This is a genomic window from Actinoplanes sp. NPDC048791 (assembly GCF_040650095.1).
In the GTDB taxonomy this organism is placed as follows: Bacteria; Actinomycetota; Actinomycetes; order Mycobacteriales; family Micromonosporaceae; genus Actinoplanes.
In genome coordinates, this window is sequence record NZ_JBEZGQ010000013.1 from 10,844 (window position 1) to 27,374 (window position 16,531).

Genomic DNA, 16,531 nt, shown 5'->3' on the forward strand with positions numbered 1-16,531 from the left:
CGGGGCCCCGGTACGCCCCGGCCTTGTGGCGCCGGGAACGGGTCCGGCCGGCGAGTCCTAAGACCTCCCCGCGCCCGCCTCGGTTGCGGGTGGGCCGGTCCGAGGCCGCGTGGGACGGCCGACGCCATTTCAGGTGTACGCGCACAGTCGCGTCCACCGGCGTCCTCCTGCGCGCCCGAAGACCGTTCCGCCAACGGGCTCGCGAGGAGAGAGAGTTCATGACGGTCACGCAGGACAAGACTGCGTACGATCCGGCCGTGCCGGAGCAACGCCGGCACGCGATGCAGGTGCGCAAGCGCAATGGTGAGACCGAGACGGTCGACGTCAACAAGATCGTGCGGGCGGTCGAGCGCTGGGTCGCCGACCTGGACGAGGTGGATCCGTTGCGGGTGGCCACCAAGACCATCAGCGGGCTCTACGACGGCGCGACCACCGCGGAGCTGGACAAGCTGTCGATCCAGACGGCCGCGGAGCTGATCGGCGAGGAGCCGCAATACTCGCGACTGGCGGCCCGGCTGCTGGCGGCCTTCATCGACAAGGAGGTACGCGGGCAGGGCATCGCGAGCTTCAGCCAGGCCGTCGCGCACAGCCACGCGGAGGGGCTGATCGGCGACGCGACGGCTGCTTTCGTGGCCAGGAACGCCCGCAAGCTCGACGATGCCGTGGACCCGGCCGGCGATCTGCGCTTCGAGTACTTCGGGTTGCGGACCGTCGCCGACCGCTACCTGCTGCGTCATCCGCAGTCGCGGCTGGTCGTGGAGACGCCGCAGTACTGGCTGCTGCGGGTCGCCTGCGGCCTGTCGACCAACGCCGGTGAGGCGATCGCGTTCTACCGGCTGGTGTCGTCGCTGGCCTACCTGCCGAGCTCGCCGACGCTCTTCAACTCCGGCACCCGGCACACCCAGATGTCGTCGTGCTTCCTGGTGGACTCGCCGAAGGACGAGCTGGACTCGATCTACGAGCGGTATCAGCAGGTGGCGCGGCTGTCGAAGTTCGCCGGCGGCATCGGCATCTCGTGGTCGCGGGTCCGCGGGCGCGGCGCGCTGATCCGCGGCACGAACGGGCAGTCGAACGGCATCGTGCCGTTCCTGCGCACCCTCGACGCCAGCGTGGCCGCCGTCAATCAGGGCGGCCGGCGCAAGGGCGCGGCCTGTGTCTATCTGGAGCCGTGGCACCCGGACATCGAGGAATTCCTCGAGCTGCGCGACAACACCGGCGAGGACGCCCGCCGGACGCACAACTTGAATCTGGCCAACTGGATCCCCGACGAGTTCATGCGCCGGGTCGAGGCCGACGAGATGTGGTCGCTGATCGATCCGTCGGCCGTACCGTCGCTGCCTGATCTCTGGGGTGCCGATTTTGACGCGGCCTATCGGGCCGCCGAGGCCGCCGGGTCTGTCGTCCGTCAGGTCAAGGCACGCGATCTCTACGGCCGGATGATGCGCACCCTGGCGCAGACCGGCAACGGCTGGATGACCTTCAAGGATCCGTCGAACCGGCTGAGCAATCAGACCGGCGTGCCGGGCAACACCATTCACCTGTCGAATCTGTGCACGGAGATCCTGGAAGTCAGCTCGGACGACGAGACGGCCGTCTGCAATCTGGGCTCGATCAACCTCGCCGGGCATCTGAACGGCGACGACGTGGACTGGGAGAAGCTGCGGGCGACGGTGCGGACGGCGGTCGTCTTCCTGGACCGCGTCATCGACATCAACTACTACCCGAGCGCCGAGGCCGCGACCAGCAACCCACGGTGGCGTCCGGTCGGGCTCGGGCTGATGGGCTTGCAGGACGCGTTCTTCGCGCTGAGGCTGCCCTTCGACTCCGCTGCGGCGCAAGAGCTGAGCACGAGGGTCGCCGAGGAGATCTACCTGACCGCGCTGGAGAGCTCGGCCGAACTTGCTGAACAGTCGGGCGCACACCCGGCGTACCCGCAGACCAGAGCGGCCAACGGCGACCTGCAGCCGGATCTCTGGGGGGTGACGCCGACGCAGACCGCCCGGTGGGCGGCGGTGCGGCAGCGGATCGCGACCAGCGGGCTGCGAAACTCGCTGCTGATCGCGATCGCGCCGACGGCGACGATCGCCTCCATCGCCGGCTGTTACGAGTGCATCGAGCCTCAGGTCAGCAACCTCTTCAAGCGTGAGACGCTGAGCGGCGAGTTCCTGCAGATCAACACCTATCTGGTACGGGAACTGAAGGCGCGCAACCTCTGGACCGCAGCCGTCCGCGAGCAGATCAAGCGCGCCGAGGGCTCGGTGCAGGGCATCTCCGCCCTGCCTGCCGACGTCCGGGAGCTCTTTCGCACGGCGTGGGAACTGCCGCAGAAGGCGCTCATCGATGTGGCCGCGGCCCGGGCGCCCTACGTGGACCAGTCGCAGTCGCTGAACCTCTTCATGAGCGCGCCGACCATCGGCAAGGTCTCGTCGATGTACCTCTACGCGTGGAAGGCCGGCTTGAAAACCACCTACTACCTGCGGTCGCGGCCGGCGACGCGCATCCAGCAGGCGACCGTGGCCGTCGCGCCGACCGTGCCGGCGCCGGTCGGCGATGACGAGGCAGTGGCCTGCTCCCTGGAGAACCCCGAGTCGTGTGAGGCGTGTCAGTAGATGTTGCTGGATCCCGGAATGGACCTGACCCTGCGGCCGATGAAGTACCCGCACTTCTTCGACCGTTTCAAGGACGCGATCAAGAACACCTGGACCGTCGAGGAGGTCGATCTGCACTCCGACCTCGCCGATCTGGCCAAGCTGTCGCCCGCGGAGCAGCACCTGGTCAGCCGCCTGGTCGCCTTCTTCGCCACAGGCGACACGATTGTCGCGAACAACCTGGTGCTGAACCTCTACCAGCACGTCAACTCGCCGGAGGGACGGCTCTATCTGTCGCGGCAGCTCTTCGAGGAGGCCGTGCACGTCCAGTTCTATCTGAACCTGCTGGACACCTACGTGCCCGACGACGCGGAGCGGGCTGCGGCCTTCGACGCGGTGGAGAAGATTCCGTCGATCGCCCGCAAGGCCGAATTCTGCTTCCGGTGGATCGACTCGGTCTTCGAACTGCGGGAGCTGCGGACCGAGGACGACCGGCGGGCGTTCCTGCTCAACGTCATCTGCTTCGCCGCGTGCATCGAGGGCCTGTTCTTCTACGGCGCTTTCGCTTACGTCTACTACCTGCGGTCGCGCGGGCTGCTGCACGGCCTCGCCTCGGGTACGAACTGGGTCTTCCGCGACGAGTCGATGCACATGGCCTTCGCCTTCGACGTGGTCGAGCAGGTGCGCGCGGAGGAACCGGATCTCTTCGACGAGAAGCTCGAGCAGCAGGTGCGCGACATGCTGGCGGAGGCCGTCGAGTGTGAGGTGCAGTTTGCGGCGGATCTGCTGGAACAGGGTGTCTCCGGCATGTCGCTGGCCGACATGCGTGAATACCTGCAACACGTGGCGGACCGTCGGCTGGCGCAGCTCGGCATCGCCTCGGCCTACGGTTCGCAGAACCCGTTCGCCTTCATGGAACTGCAGGACGTGCAGGAGCTGTCGAACTTCTTCGAGCGCCGGGTGTCGGCCTATCAGGTCGGCATCAGCGGGTCCGTGAGCTTCGACGACGACTTCTGATCGCCGGCGCCGGGCACTGTCGTTCGCTGTATTGCGGACGGCAGCGCCGGCGCGTTCCCGCCGACCGAGCCCGAAGCAGGCAGTCATCGTGAGGCGGTGGGCACAGCGGCGGGATGGGCTGCGGCGGCGACCTGGTCGGCCAGGGCTTCGATGGCGTCGTCGTCGATCGGGCTGACCGTCATCCGGACGCCCGGTGGTGCCTCCATGCGGAACAGGGAACCCGGGGCGACCGCATAGCCGGCGTCGCGCAGGGTTGCCACCATGCGGGTCTCGTCCTCGACGTTGACCCAGACGTTGATGCCGGTGGCCCCCCGCGCCCGCACTCCGCGCACCGCCAGCGCCTCGCGCAGCGAACGGCGGCGACGGTCGTAGTCCGCACCCGCCGCGGCGATCTGGGCCTCGGTTTCCTCGTCGTGCCACAGCCTCAGCAGCAGACGTTGCAGCACTGTGGACACCCACCCGGCTCCGATACGCATGCGGCCGACCACGCGCGCGATGGTCGCCTCGTCCCCGGCCATGACGGCGATGCGCAGATCGGGTCCGTAGGGCTTCGAGGCCGATCGGACGAATGCCCACGACTGCGTCGCTCCACCGAGGCAGTGCAAGGGCACGCCGGCCAGCTCGGCCGCGTGGTCATCCTCGATCAGGAGCACTTCGGGGTGGCTGCTCAGGACCGCACGCAGCTCTGCCGCGCGGCCGGCGGTGACCGCGGCGCCGGTGGGATTCTGCGCTCGAGCCGTGATCACGGCGGCGCGCGCTCCTCCTCTCAACGCGGCAGCGAGCCGGTCAGGCAGCGGACCCTCGTCGTCGACCGCGACCGGCACGGCGGTCAGGCCCAGCGCGCCCAGGAGGTCGAGCAGATTGGCCCAGCCGGGATCCTCGACGGCGACCGGGTCACCCGGGCGCAGATGCGCTGTCAGCAGTCGCTCGATGGCGTCGAGGGTGCCGTTGGTGACAGTGATGGCGGCATCGTCGACCGGCACTCCGTCGGCGGCGAGGCGGGGCCGGGCTGCGTCGATGAGCTCGGGCATCGCGCCGGCTGCCGCGTACCCCATGGGTGGACCGACCTCATCGGACACTGAGCGAAGGTGCCGGCCCAGGGACGGCAGCAGCCGGGTGTCGGGGTCGCCGGCCGACAGGTCGAGCGCGCCCGCCGGCACCGGCAGCCGCAGCGCGGAGCGCGGGCTGGCCACAGCCGGCCGGGCCCGGATGCGGGTGCCCTGCCGGCCCACGGACTCGACGATGCCGCGCTGACGCAGCTCCTGGTAGGCCTTGGACACGGTGGCCGGGCTGACGTGCAGGCTGTCGGCGAGAACCCGGATGGGCGGGAGGCGATCACCCCAGGCCCAGTCGCCGAGGCGGACCCCCGCCTCGATGCTCGCGGAAATCGAGGCGGCGCTGGATCCGGTGACCTGATACTGTGCTGGCACAAGACAGATTCTGTACTAGTACAGGCCCGTTGGCAAGGAGGGTTTCCGTGACCGACCTCTATCAGCCCACCGCTCGGACCACGGCCACCCGCAATCGCGCCCGGATGCACTACGAACGCGAGAAGGCCCACGCCATCCTGGACGAGGCGTACGACTGTTCCGTCGCTTTCGTGGTCGACGGTGAGCCACGGGTGCTGCCCACGCTGCACGTCCGCGTCGAGGACACGTTGTATCTGCACGCTTCCACGGGCGGCCGGCTGGGCTTGCAGGCGCGAGACGACGGCGTGCCGGTTGCCGTGTCGGTGACACTGCTCGACGGCATCGTCTATGCGCGCTCCCAGTTCCACCACAGCGCGAACTACCGATCGGTCGTGGTGCACGGCAACGCCAGGCCGGTCACCGACATGGCGGAAAAGCGCGCGGCAATGGACGCGCTGGTGGAGCGGATAGGCCACGGCCGCAGCGCGGCGAGCAGGCCGCCGACGGCACGTGAGCTGGCGACGACCACCGTGCTGGCGCTACCTCTCGTCGAAGTGTCCGTGCGAGCGCGCACCGGTGGCGTCGTGGACGACCCGGAGGATCTGTCGCTGCCGCACTGGGCCGGCGTGCTGCCGCTCCGGCGGGTCGCCGGCCCGCCGGAGCCGGACGCCGGAGTCAGTGGTCCGCCGCCCGCGTACCTGCCGGGACCGACCTCGCCGTGGCACATCGCGGCGCCGATGCGCGGTCGACATGTCGCGTTGGAGCCGCTGGCCCCCGGTCACGCGGACGGCCTGCTGGCGGCGATCAGCGATGACGAGGTGTGGCAGCACCTGCCGAGCGAGCGGCCGCGGAGCAGCGCGGAGATGGCCGAGCTCATTGCTGTCGCCGCCCGCGAGCAGTGGGAGGGCAAGAGGGTGTCGTGGGCGCAGGTCGACCCGCGGACCGGCGAGGTGATGGGCATGACGAGCTATCACGACATCGACCCGGAACGGCAGGCAGTCGGCATCGGCCACACCGTTCTCGGCCGTCGGTGGTGGCGCACCGGGGTGAACACGGAGGCGAAGCTGCTGCTGATGGAACGGGCCTTCGAGGTGCTCGGCGCGGAGCGGGTGTTCTGGTACACCGACATTCGCAACGAGAGGTCACAGCAGGCGATCGCTCGGCTGGGCGCGACGAGGGACGGGATGATCCGGCGGCACCGGTTGCGCCCGGACGGGACGTGGCGGGACACGGTGCTGTTCGCGATGACGGTGGAGGAATGGCCCGCGGCCGCGAAGCGCCTCCGAGCTCGCCTGGAGACCAGCGATTCGCCGGCTCAGCTTCATTAGGGTGTTGGGATGGCATGCCGCATAACCGAGCTCGTGCTGGACGCGCTCGATCCTGACCTGCTCTCCCGGTTCTGGTGTGAGGTGCTCGGCTATGTCGAGCTGGAGCGCGACGCCAACGGCGACATCGAGATCGGACCGGCCGATGGAGGGTTCGGCGGGCCGCAACCGACCATCGTCTTCAACAGGACCACGACGCCGAAGACGGGTCAGCTGCGCCTGCACATCGACGTCAATGCGACCGATCGCGACCAGGACGCGGAGCTGGAGCGGCTGCTCGCGATCGGTGCCCGGCCCGCCGACGTGGGCCAGACGGGGGATGAGAGCTGGCACGTGCTCGCCGATCCCGAGGGCAACGAGTTCTGCCTGCTGCGTCGGCGGGTGGACCCGGTGTAGGGATTCCGGCCCACGGCGCTCGACGACGTGGGGAAGGCCACAAGGATCTAGCTCTACGGGTACTGCCGGCGCCTCGTCGGGGCGCTGAGGATGGAGGCGTGCTGGGGATCACTGACTTCTGGACGTACGTGCTGGGCACGGTCGCGATCGTGTTGCTGCCTGGGCCCAACTCCATCTTTGTGCTGACGGTCGGCGCGCAGCGCGGGGTGCGAGCGGGATATCAGGCCGCCGCCGGGGTGTTCGTCGGCGACACGGTGCTCATGGTGCTCGCTGCTGCGGGCGTTGCTTCGCTGCTTCGGACGTATCCGCCGGCCTTCATGGTGATCAAGTACGCGGGTGCGGCCTACCTCGCCTGGGTGGGCTTCGGCATCATCCGTGGGGCCTGGCAGAAGTGGCGTGGTCGCAGCGATTCGGCGGCGGTCGCTCAGCAGAGTGCCGATGCGGGCGCGGCCGGGAACGCAGTGCGCGCCGCGGATCAGGCAAGGCCTACGGGGCTCAGTGCGGGGATGCAGCGGCCGTTCCGGCGGGCGCTGGTTGTCAGCCTGCTCAACCCGAAGGCGATCCTGTTCGTGGTTTCGTTCTTCATCCAGTTCGTCGAGCCGGGGTATGCCCATCCCGCGCTGTCGTTCCTGATCCTCGGGGCGGTGCTGCAGGTGTTCAGCGCGCTCTATCTCACCGGGCTGATCTTTGGCGGGCGGTTCCTGGCCGGCCAGTTCCGGCGTCGTCAGCGGCTGTCCGCGGCCGTGGCGACCGGGGTCGGCGCTGTGTTCGTCGGCTTCGGGATCAAGCTCGCCACCGCCACTACGGGCTGACTGCCCACCAGCTACGGCCGACGAGGCAACGGCCCGCAGAAAGCGCGACGGCCGGCGGAACCGCAACAGGCGGCGGCAACGAACACCCCGCCAACAGGCGGACGGAACAAGGGCTAGCAAGAAGCCGGCCTCACCCCGGCAAAGACCCCTTACCAACCACCTCGTGCACCCACCCCTCCACCACCGAAACCCAGTCCACCCCGGACACCTCGTCGTGCGAGACCCGGTACCGGGCGTACGTATCCCGCCCCTCCCGCAACAACCCCCCACGCTTGTCGAACTCCAGGATCACCTCGATCCCCGCCGAGTCCGCCACGAAGGTCACTTCCACCTCGTCCATCGACTTCGCGTACTCCGCCGGCGCCGCGTACTCGATTTCCTGGTAGAACGGCAGCTCCTGCCGTACCCCGTAGATCCCGCCCCGCTCCACGTCCGCGTGCCGCAGCCGGAAGCCCAGGCGGTCGAAGGCCGCCAGAATTTTCTCCTGGGCCGGCAGCGGATGGATCTCCACCCCGTCCAGGTCGCCCTGGTCGACCGATTTCGCCACCGACAGCTCGGTCCGCACGCCCATCGTCATCCCGGCCAGCGGCTTGCCGGCCAGGTGCGTCACCGGCGTCTCCCACGGCACCGTCAGCGTGAACGGGATGTCCTCGCGCGCCCCCGCCCGCAGCGTGAAGTTCCCCGCCACCGAGGCGCGGTGGAATTCCAGCAGGGCTTCGCCGTCTTCGGCTTCCGCGCGGGTCACCAGGGCCAGCACGATGTTGTCGATCAGCACGTCGTATTCACCGCCGGCCACTCTGACCTCGCCGTGCAGGGTGCCGCCGGGGTGGGTGGCCGGGTCGGTCAGGACCGTGTCGACGCTCGGTCCGCCTACCCCGAACGCCCGCAGCACTCTCGCGAAGACCATCCGGCCATCCTCTCAGCGCATGCGCCGGCCCACCGGCACCGGGTCCGTCTCGTCGTCGAATTCGCCGATGACCTGCTCCAGCAGGTCCTCCAGGGCGACGAAGCCGACCCGGCCCTGGCCTCGGCGGGTCACCAGCGCGAACTGGGCCCGGGCCGCCCGCATCCGGGTCACCGCGTCCGTCACCGTGACCGCCGCTTCCAGCGTGAACGGCGGGTCCATCAGCTCGGCCGCCGTCGCCGTCCCGCCCGGGGTGGTGACCCGGATCGCGTCGCGGACGTGCACCACGCCCAGCGCCTCGCCCGTCGGGGAGACCACCACCAGCCGGGACCGGCCGCAGCGCAGCGACGACGCCTCGATGTCCAGGGCCGAGGCGTCCGGCGGGATCGTCACCAGCTGGGCGTCCGGGGTCATCACGTCGGCGACCTTGGTGTCCTGCAGCTTCAGCATGCTCGTCAGCAGCTCGGTCTGCTCCGCGCCGATCAGGCCTTCCGCGCGGGAGCGTTCCAGCAGGATGTGCATCTCCTGCGGGCCGTGCGCCTGGGCCAGCTGGTCCTGCGGGTGCACCCCGAACGGGCGCAGCGCCACGTTGGCCAGGGCGTTCAGCGCCACCAGGGCCGGGCGGACCATCCGGACGAAGCCGCGGAAGGGCAGCGCCAGCAGGGTCGCCGAGCGTTCCGGGTCGGTGATCGCCCAGGACTTCGGCATCATCTCGCCGACCACCAGGTGCAGGAACGTGACGACGACCAGCGCCAGCAGGAACGCGATGATGCCGCTGGGCATGTCCGGCAGGCCGATGCCGTGCAGCAGCGGGTGGACCAGGTGCTCGATGGCCGGCTCGGCCAGCGCGCCCAGGCCCAGCGAGCACAGAGTGATGCCGAGCTGGGCGGCGGCGAGCATCAGGGACAGCTCGCGGCTGCCGTCCAGGGCGGCGCGGGCGGCCCGGCTGCCTCCCGCGGCGGAATGCTCCAGGCGGTAGCGCTTGCTGGCCACCAGGGCGAACTCGGCCGCGACGAAGAACGCGTTCCCGGCGAGCAGCAGCACCGAGCAGATCACAGCCCAGGTCGTGCTCATCGGGAGTCCCCCTCAGCGTCGAGACCGGTGGCAAGAGCGGTGGCGGCGGCCGCACCGGGCGGGGCCGACAGGCGTACGGCGTCAGGCACGTGCCGGTCCACCGAGAGCACCGCGAGCGCTGTGCCGGAGGCGAGCGACACCGCGTCACCGACCTGCGGCACCCGGCCGAGCTCGGACATCACCAGGCCGGACACCGTGTCGTATTCGTCGCTCTCCGGCAGGTCCACGCCGGTCGCGTCGATGACCTCGTCGATGCGCCAGCGGGCCGGGACGATCCACGAGCCGTCCTGCTGGCGGGCCGGGGCCGGCTCGGGCAGGTCGTCCTCGTCGCGGATCGGGCCGACCAGTTCCTCGGCGATGTCCTCGAGGGTGATGATGCCGGCGAAGCCGCCGTACTCGTCGACCACGCAGGCGAGCTGGCGGTGGTCGCCGCGCAGCCGGTCCAGCACCGCGGGCAGGCGCAACGAGGCCGGCACGAAGAGCGGCGGCACGGCCAGCGACTCGACCGGAACCGTGGCACGGTCGGCGGCGGGCACGGTCAGGACGTCCGCGATGCCGACCACTCCGATGATCTCGTCGACGCCGGTGCCGGCGCGGACCGGGAAACGGGACCGGCCGGTGTCCAGCAGCTTCACCACCTGGGAGGCCGGGTCGCTGCCGCGGACCGTGTGCACGTCCACCCGGGGGATCATCACCTCGGACGCGACCCGGCGGCGGAAGTCGAGGCCGCGGTCGAGCAGCGCCGAGAGCTCCGGATCGAGGTGACCCTCGGCGCGGGACTCGGCGATGATGTGCTCGAGGTCCTCCTCCGTGGCGCCCTCGGGCAGCTCCTCGATCGGCTCGATGCCGACCCGGCGCAGCAGCCGGGCCGCGGCCTTGTCGAAGAGCTTGATGATCGGCCCGAAGACGGCCAGGTAGACCAGCGTCGAGCGGCTGAGCGCCTTGGCCAGGGTCTCGGCCCGGGCGATCGCGAAGTTCTTGGGAGCGAGCTCGCCCAGGACCATCTGCACGACGGTGGCGATGAGCAGGGCCAGCACGATCGAGATGGGCAGGCTCACCGCGGTGGGCACCCCGGCCACGCCGAGCAGGTCGGCGAAGCCCTCACCGAGGAACGGCTCGGCGACGTAGCCGACGATCAGGGCGGTGACGGTGATGCCGAGCTGCGCGCCGGACAGCACGAACGAGAGCCGTTCGGTGACCTTGAGCGCGCGTTCTGCGGCCTTGTCGCCCTGCTCGGCCTCCTGGCGCAGGCGGCTGCGGTCGACCGCGACATACCCGAACTCCTGCGCGACGAAGTAGCCGGTTACGGCCGTCACCAGGATGACTAGCAGAAATCCGACCAGGATCAACATGGCCGGGCCGGAAAGACGAGAAGCCGGGCCGAGCCCGGCTGCATACTGCCGATCATCCGAAAAAGATAGCAGCGGCGGCTGCAAGTCCGCTGTGAGAAACCCGAGCGGGGGTACGGCCGCAGCCGCACCCCCGCACGCCCCCGTCCGTCAGGCGCGGGTGATGGTGACGTTGTCCACAGCCGCCTCCACCAGGCTCGCCGTGCCGGTGTCGGCCGCCTCCACCTGCAGCCGGATCGACTGCCCGGCGTACGCGGAGAGGTTGACCGTCGCGGCCTGCCACGCGGCGGCGCGGTTGCTGGCCGCCCCGGCCTGGGTGAGGAGCGTGGTCGTGGTGCTGCCGGAGATGACCCGGACCCGGAAGTAGTCGCCGCTGGTCGCGTTGTTCAGGTGCGCGAGGTACCAGGAGAACGACAGGGTCAGCGTGCCGGTGGGCAGCGTGATCGCCGGCGACCGGATCGTCGTGGTGCCGCCGTCGACGTCGTTGGCGCCGGCGCTGGCCCCGGCGGCCGCCCCGGTGACCAGGTCGTTGGTGCCGCTGACCGTGGTGCCGAGCTGGGTGGCCACGCCCGAGGTGGTGGCGGCCGGGTCACCGCGTTCGAAGGCGCCGGCGGTCGCGGTGTCGGTGGCTCCGGCGTTGGTGGTCCAGCCGGTGGCGGTCTCGAACGTGTCCGAGTAGACCGTCTCGCCGGTCGGAGGCTCGGTGCCGCCGCCGTCGGCCAGCGCCCACACCGTGGCCGCGATCGCGTCGGAGTTGCGGTTCAGCGCCGTGTCGTTGATGTTCGCGGTGGTGTCACAGGAGGCGTGGTAGCAGGGGTCGAAGGCGCCGGTCGTACCGCCCCAGAGGGTGACCTGGGCCGCGGTCTTGCGGCCCTCCGCCCCGGTGAAGATGCCGCCGGCGGGGATGCCCGCCGCGATGAACGGGCCGTAGTCGCTGCGCCCGTCGAAGTCGGTACCGCGGGTCGGCACACCGATCGACGCGTAGTACGCCTCCAGCGTGTCCTCGATCTCGGCGGAGCCCGCAGGGCCGGGGCCCGAGCCGGTGCCGTCGGAGTTGTCGCCGTCGTAGAGGAAGTAGCCCGGGTTCGGCGAGCCCACCATGTCGAAGTTCAGGTAACCGCCGATGGCCGCCTTCTGCGCCGAGCTCAGCGAGTTCACGTACGCGGTGGAGCCGCGCAGGCCCAGCTCCTCGGCGCCCCACCAGCCGAAGCGCAGGTGCCGGGCGGGCTGGAAGCCGGTCCGGGCGACGGCCAGCGCCACCTCGAGGTTGGCGGCCGAGCCGGAGCCGTTGTCGTTGATGCCGGGGCCGGCCGTGACGCTGTCCAGGTGCGCGCCGACCATGAGGGTGTCGGAGGTGTCGCCGCCGGGCCAGTCCGCGATGAGGTTGTAGCCGGTCGCGCCGTTGTAGGTGAACGACTGCTGCTGGGTGGTGAAGCCGGCCGCGTCGAGCAGACCCTTCACGTAGGTGACCGAGGCCAGGTAGCCGGGCCGGCCGTGCGCGCGGTTGCCGCCGTTCGCCGTGGCGATCGACTGGAGCTGGGTGAGGTGCGCCTTGACGTTCGCGACGGCGATGTCGGGCGGGGCCACAGCGGCCGCGGCGACGGGAGCGGCCTGGACGGGGGCGGCGAAGAGGGCGGCGAGCAAGGCCGACGCGCCGATCAATGGAACTGCTCTCACGGGGTGTCCTCCGCGGGGCTCGGGGGGCGCCGTCGCCCAGGGTGTGGCGACGGCCACGCCGAGCATCGCAGAGACGCAGTTCTATGCACTCATATCGAATGAGCCATATCTCAGCTGTCCGTGAAGAAGGTGCTCTGGATCATGCCCCATTTCTCGAAATTGCCGGGCCAGTCCAGATCCAGGGTCATCAGGCCGATCGCGTACGCCCGGCCGTCGTTGGCGGCGCGCCACCGGGTCATCGCGTGCATCCGGCCACCGTCGCGTCCGTCGTACGTGTATTCCCAGTCCGCCGCCCGGGCCAGGCCGGGCACCCGGTCGATCCGCAGCTGGGTGTAGTTGCGCAGGTCACCGGCGGCCCGCAGCCGGGTCACTTCCTTGCGGCACGCCTGCACCGGGTCACCCTGCGGGCTGCGGTCGGGGTCGATGCTGAGGATTCTGAGGTTGCTCGGGTCGCGGAAACAGATGGTGGTGCCGATGGTCTGATAGGTCCAGCCGTCCGGGACCGCGATGTGGAAGCCGGCGTCACTGAAATACGACCAGCCCGGGTACAACGCCCAGCCGTCGCGCAGCTTCTCCGCCCCCGCGACCGGCGTGCGGGGCAGTCCGGGCGGTGCCGCACTGGCGCAGTTCACCGGGCTGAAGCCACCCGAACTGCCGCCGCTGCCCGAGGACGTGACGACGCCGGGGGTGGCACCGATCGCCCCCGGCTGGGCCCGGTCATCGTCACCGCGCAGCGTCAGCCCGGCGGCGACACCACCACCGGCGAGCACGGCCAGCACCACACCCGCGACGAGGAGCCGGCGGCGTGACCTCGGCGGCGCGACCTCGGCCGGGGCCGGGCGCTGGGCCGGGATGACCGGCTCACTCAGGTGCTCCCCCCGCTCGGCGGCCGGTCCGGGCGGATAGACGACACCGGGCAGGGCCGCGGCCAGGGCGGCGCCGAGACCGCCACCGGCCGGCTCGGCTTTCGCCTCGACGGGCTCAGGCTGCGGCTGCGGGCGGGCGTCCGGGCCGGGCTGATCGTCGGGGGCCTTTCTGGGGCCGGGTACGACCGCACGGCCGAACGTCGTCCCGGACGTCCTCGACGGCGCGGGGAGCAGACCGGCCTCCGCCACGATCAGGCGCAGCCGTTCGGCCACCTCGGCGCCGGTGAGCCGTTCCACCGGCTCGCGGCGCAGCAGCCCGGTCAGCACAGGAGCCAGCGGCCCGGCCCGCACCGGCGGATCAGCCTCGTCCGTGGCCAGCGCCATCAGCGTCGCCATGGCACTGTCGCGGGCGAACGGGGATCGTCCCTCGACGGCGGCGTACAGGGTCGCACCGAAGGACCAGAGGTCGGACTCCACGGTGGACGCCCCGTCGCGGGCGCGCTCCGGGGAGACGTACTGCGGGGAGCCGACCACCATGCCGGGGCCGGTGACCGAGCCGTCGTCGACGAAGGTGGCCAGGCCGAAGTCGGTGAGCACGACCCGGCCGTCGTGCCCGATCAGCACGTTGTGCGGCTTCACGTCGCGGTGCAGCACGCCGGCCCGGTGCGCGGCGGTGATCGCCTCGAGCACGTCCAGGCCGATCCGGGCCGCCTCGGCCGGCGCGAACGGGCCGTCCTCGCCGATGACCTGGTGCAGCGAGCGGGACGGGACGTACTCCATCACGATCCAGGGCAGATCGTCGGCGTGCACGACGTCGTAGATGCGCACCACGTGCGGGTGGTTGAGCCGGGCGGCGCTGCGGGCCTCGCGCAGGGTGCGGGTGCGCAGCCGGGCCTGCTCCTCGTCGGTCATCCACTGCGGCGGGACGAACTCCTTGACGGCGACGTCCCGGTCGAGCATCTCGTCGCGGGCCAGCCAGACCCGGCCCATACCGCCGGAGCCGACCGGCTCGAGGAGCCTGTACCGACCGGCGATGAGCATGCGCCTGACCGCCATCAGCCCCCATCCGTAGCTTCTTCGACCAGGATAGTCACCGGCGGCTGACCTGCGGAATCCTGATCACCCGGCCACCGCGTAGATCACCAGGTTGTCCGTGTACGACCGCAACGTCCGGTCGAAGACCCCACCACAGGTGATCAATCGCAGCTGCCGGTCCGGGGTCGGCCCGTAGACCTCTTCGGTCGGGAACGCCTTCTTCGGATACCAGGCCGTGGCGGTCACCGTGAACGTGACCGTACGGTTGCCGCGCGTCACTTCGATCTTGTCGCCAGTAGTGATCTCGCGCAGCCGGTAGAAGACCGCCGGCCCCTGCTTCGAGTCGACGTGACCGGCCAGGACGGCCGGGCCCACGTCGCCCGGGGCTGTGCCGTCCGCGTACCAGCCGGCGTGCTCGTTGGTCTTCGGCGGCTGCAACTCACCGTCCGCGCCCAGCTTCAGCGTCTCCAGCGACGTGTCCACCCCGATGGCCTTGACCCGCAGGCGGGTCGGCGGGCCACTGAGATCCGAGGGCACGGTACGGAACGGGTTCGGCGCGCCTTCCATGTCCTCGGACGGCTGCACGGGCACCGAGGCGGCGCTCGGGGTGCCGGCCCAGCGGCCCAGCTTTTCGGTGCCGGTCGGCTCGCGGAGCATCAGGTAGCCGGTGGCCACGACGAACGCCACCAGCACCGATACCGCCAGTGGCAGCAGGATGCGCGCTTTACGGCGTACCTCCGGCTTGTCCGGGGCCGCGGCCCGGCCGGCCCCCGCTGCGGGACCGGCCTCGGGCGTCGGCGTCACGACTCTCATCCGGTACGCCTTCAAGCAGAGCGGGAGCGGCGCCTGAGCCCGACGAGCAGACCACCTGTCGCCACCGCGGCGACCCCGGCCAGCAGCAGAGCCATCGGCATCGGGGACTGCGGCTGCGTGCCGCCCTCACCCGTGGCCACCCCGCCCTGGGGCACGCCGCCCTGACGCGCCGCGTCGATGTGCAGCTCCGGCTTCAGGCCGCCCTTCTTGTCGTCGAGCACCAGCAGCGAGTACACGTTGCCGGCACCGAGCGTGCAGGGCAGGTCACTGGTCGCGCCGCCGCCGGTCGGCTTCACCCGGACCGTCCATTTTCCCGGGTTAACCTGGCGATACGCGGTCGTGGTGGCGAACTGGACGCCGTCGGCGATGGTCTTGCCGTTGGCCCCGCCGACGTCGAGCACCGGCGCGCGCACCGAGGCCTGGATGATCCGGATCTTGGACTCCCCGGCCCCCGGCAGCTTCAGGTCGTCCTTGAGCACGCGCAGGCCGAGGTCGGCGTAACGACCCACCCCGGCCACCGTGTACGCCGCGCCGTCGTCCACCGTGACCTGCGTGGTCAGCACCGGCGGGGTGCTCGCGGCGGCACCGGCCTTGCGCATCGCCACGGAATACGTGCCGGTGGGCAGGCGCAGGTAGTCGGACATGGCGCCGTACGCGACGCCGTCGAACTTCTGGTCCTTGACCGTGCCCGAGTCGGACTTCAGATAGACGTCCACGGCCGGGGTGTCGGGCGAAAGGTGGGCGAGCCGGACGTAGCCGTCACCGGCCGCCCGGGCCGGGGTCGCGGAAAGGGTGATGGTCGCCAGCGCGGCTACGGCGGCCGCCGCGCTACCGAGGCGCCGTAAGGCGGAAACGCGATGGGTCACGGTGCCTCCTGTTCGTGAAGCCTCTGCGGCATCGTCGGTGGCGGCCATCGATGCATACGCTCTGCGTTCATCAATGTGCCGCACGTCACCGGTCCGCACCATGGTCCTTCCGGTTGCGCGCGAGCGCTGGTCGAGTGCCCATCCTGTGCTCCAACGTCTGATTGATGCCCATCGGCTCGTAGCCCTGCACTCCTGGTTCGGAGCCGTCACCCGGATGGATGTTTTCGCCGGTCCCCGATTTCTGTCACACCACGGGGGCACCATGGACTTGTGTCAGACGTCCTCGAGCAGTTCGGCCTCGCCACCCGGGAGTGGTTCCGGGCCGCGTTCGCCGCGCCCACCGCCGCCCAGGCCGGCGCGTGGCGATCCATCGGCGCCGGCCGCAACGCGCTGGTGGTCG

At 70.6% G+C, this 16,531-nt stretch carries 13 protein-coding genes; 5 read left to right on the forward strand and 8 right to left on the reverse strand.

All coding sequences use genetic code 11. The features are described 5' to 3' along the window. Positions 1-218: 218 nt before the first annotated feature. On the forward strand, positions 219-2,609 hold the full coding sequence (locus tag AB0C29_RS02595) for a ribonucleoside-diphosphate reductase subunit alpha (RefSeq protein WP_360814252.1): 2,391 nt from the start codon (positions 219-221) through the stop codon (positions 2,607-2,609). Further along, positions 2,610-3,605: a ribonucleotide-diphosphate reductase subunit beta gene (locus AB0C29_RS02600; RefSeq protein ID WP_360814254.1), complete on the forward strand. Its 996-nt coding sequence runs from the start codon at positions 2,610-2,612 to the stop codon at positions 3,603-3,605. A gap of 83 nt (positions 3,606-3,688) precedes the next feature. On the opposite strand, the gene AB0C29_RS02605 is transcribed toward AB0C29_RS02600, so the two are convergent. Beyond that, the gene (locus tag AB0C29_RS02605) at positions 3,689-5,035 is read right to left on the reverse strand and encodes an aminotransferase class I/II-fold pyridoxal phosphate-dependent enzyme (protein ID WP_360814256.1); all 1,347 of its coding nucleotides are present in this window, start codon (positions 5,033-5,035) and stop codon (positions 3,689-3,691) included. A 47-nt stretch (positions 5,036-5,082) separates the two neighbouring features. On the opposite strand from AB0C29_RS02605, the gene AB0C29_RS02610 reads away from it, so the two are divergent. The 3 genes from AB0C29_RS02610 to leuE all read left to right on the forward strand — a co-directional run bounded on the left by AB0C29_RS02610 (position 5,083) and on the right by leuE (position 7,547). Next, a complete protein-coding gene (locus AB0C29_RS02610) occupies positions 5,083-6,342 on the forward strand; it encodes a bifunctional pyridoxamine 5'-phosphate oxidase family protein/GNAT family N-acetyltransferase (protein WP_360814258.1) in 1,260 nt (419 codons plus the stop codon). A gap of 9 nt (positions 6,343-6,351) precedes the next feature. Further along, on the forward strand, positions 6,352-6,735 hold the full coding sequence (locus AB0C29_RS02615; RefSeq protein WP_360814260.1) for a VOC family protein: 384 nt from the start codon (positions 6,352-6,354) through the stop codon (positions 6,733-6,735). Between the two features lie 62 nt (positions 6,736-6,797). Beyond that, positions 6,798-7,547, forward strand: coding sequence for a leucine efflux protein LeuE (gene leuE / locus AB0C29_RS02620; protein ID WP_360814274.1), 750 nt, complete (start codon positions 6,798-6,800; stop codon positions 7,545-7,547). A 130-nt stretch (positions 7,548-7,677) separates the two neighbouring features. Here the strand turns inward: leuE and AB0C29_RS02625 are convergent, their stop codons facing one another. From AB0C29_RS02625 to AB0C29_RS02655, 7 genes are all read right to left on the reverse strand, one after another. Further along, a complete protein-coding gene (locus AB0C29_RS02625; protein WP_360814262.1) occupies positions 7,678-8,454 on the reverse strand; it encodes a sporulation protein in 777 nt (258 codons plus the stop codon). A gap of 12 nt (positions 8,455-8,466) precedes the next feature. Beyond that, complete coding sequence (locus AB0C29_RS02630; RefSeq protein WP_360814264.1) at positions 8,467-9,525, reverse strand: hemolysin family protein; 1,059 nt, start codon at positions 9,523-9,525, stop codon at positions 8,467-8,469. Beyond that, on the reverse strand, positions 9,522-10,877 hold the full coding sequence (locus AB0C29_RS02635; RefSeq protein WP_360814266.1) for a hemolysin family protein: 1,356 nt from the start codon (positions 10,875-10,877) through the stop codon (positions 9,522-9,524). Before AB0C29_RS02635 ends, AB0C29_RS02630 begins: the two co-directional genes overlap by 4 nt. A gap of 147 nt (positions 10,878-11,024) precedes the next feature. Then, entirely contained in the window at positions 11,025-12,533 is a 1,509-nt protein-coding gene (locus AB0C29_RS02640; protein WP_360814276.1) for a M28 family metallopeptidase, read from the reverse strand. Positions 12,534-12,661: 128 nt separating this feature from the next. Next, entirely contained in the window at positions 12,662-14,473 is a 1,812-nt protein-coding gene (locus tag AB0C29_RS02645; RefSeq protein WP_360814268.1) for a protein kinase domain-containing protein, read from the reverse strand. A gap of 63 nt (positions 14,474-14,536) precedes the next feature. Next, positions 14,537-15,265: a class F sortase gene (locus AB0C29_RS02650; protein WP_360814270.1), complete on the reverse strand. Its 729-nt coding sequence runs from the start codon at positions 15,263-15,265 to the stop codon at positions 14,537-14,539. An 11-nt stretch (positions 15,266-15,276) separates the two neighbouring features. Continuing rightward, positions 15,277-16,131 (reverse strand): DUF4397 domain-containing protein, encoded by an 855-nt coding sequence (locus tag AB0C29_RS02655; RefSeq protein ID WP_360814272.1) that lies wholly within the window; start codon positions 16,129-16,131, stop codon positions 15,277-15,279. Positions 16,132-16,531: the final 400 nt, after the last annotated feature.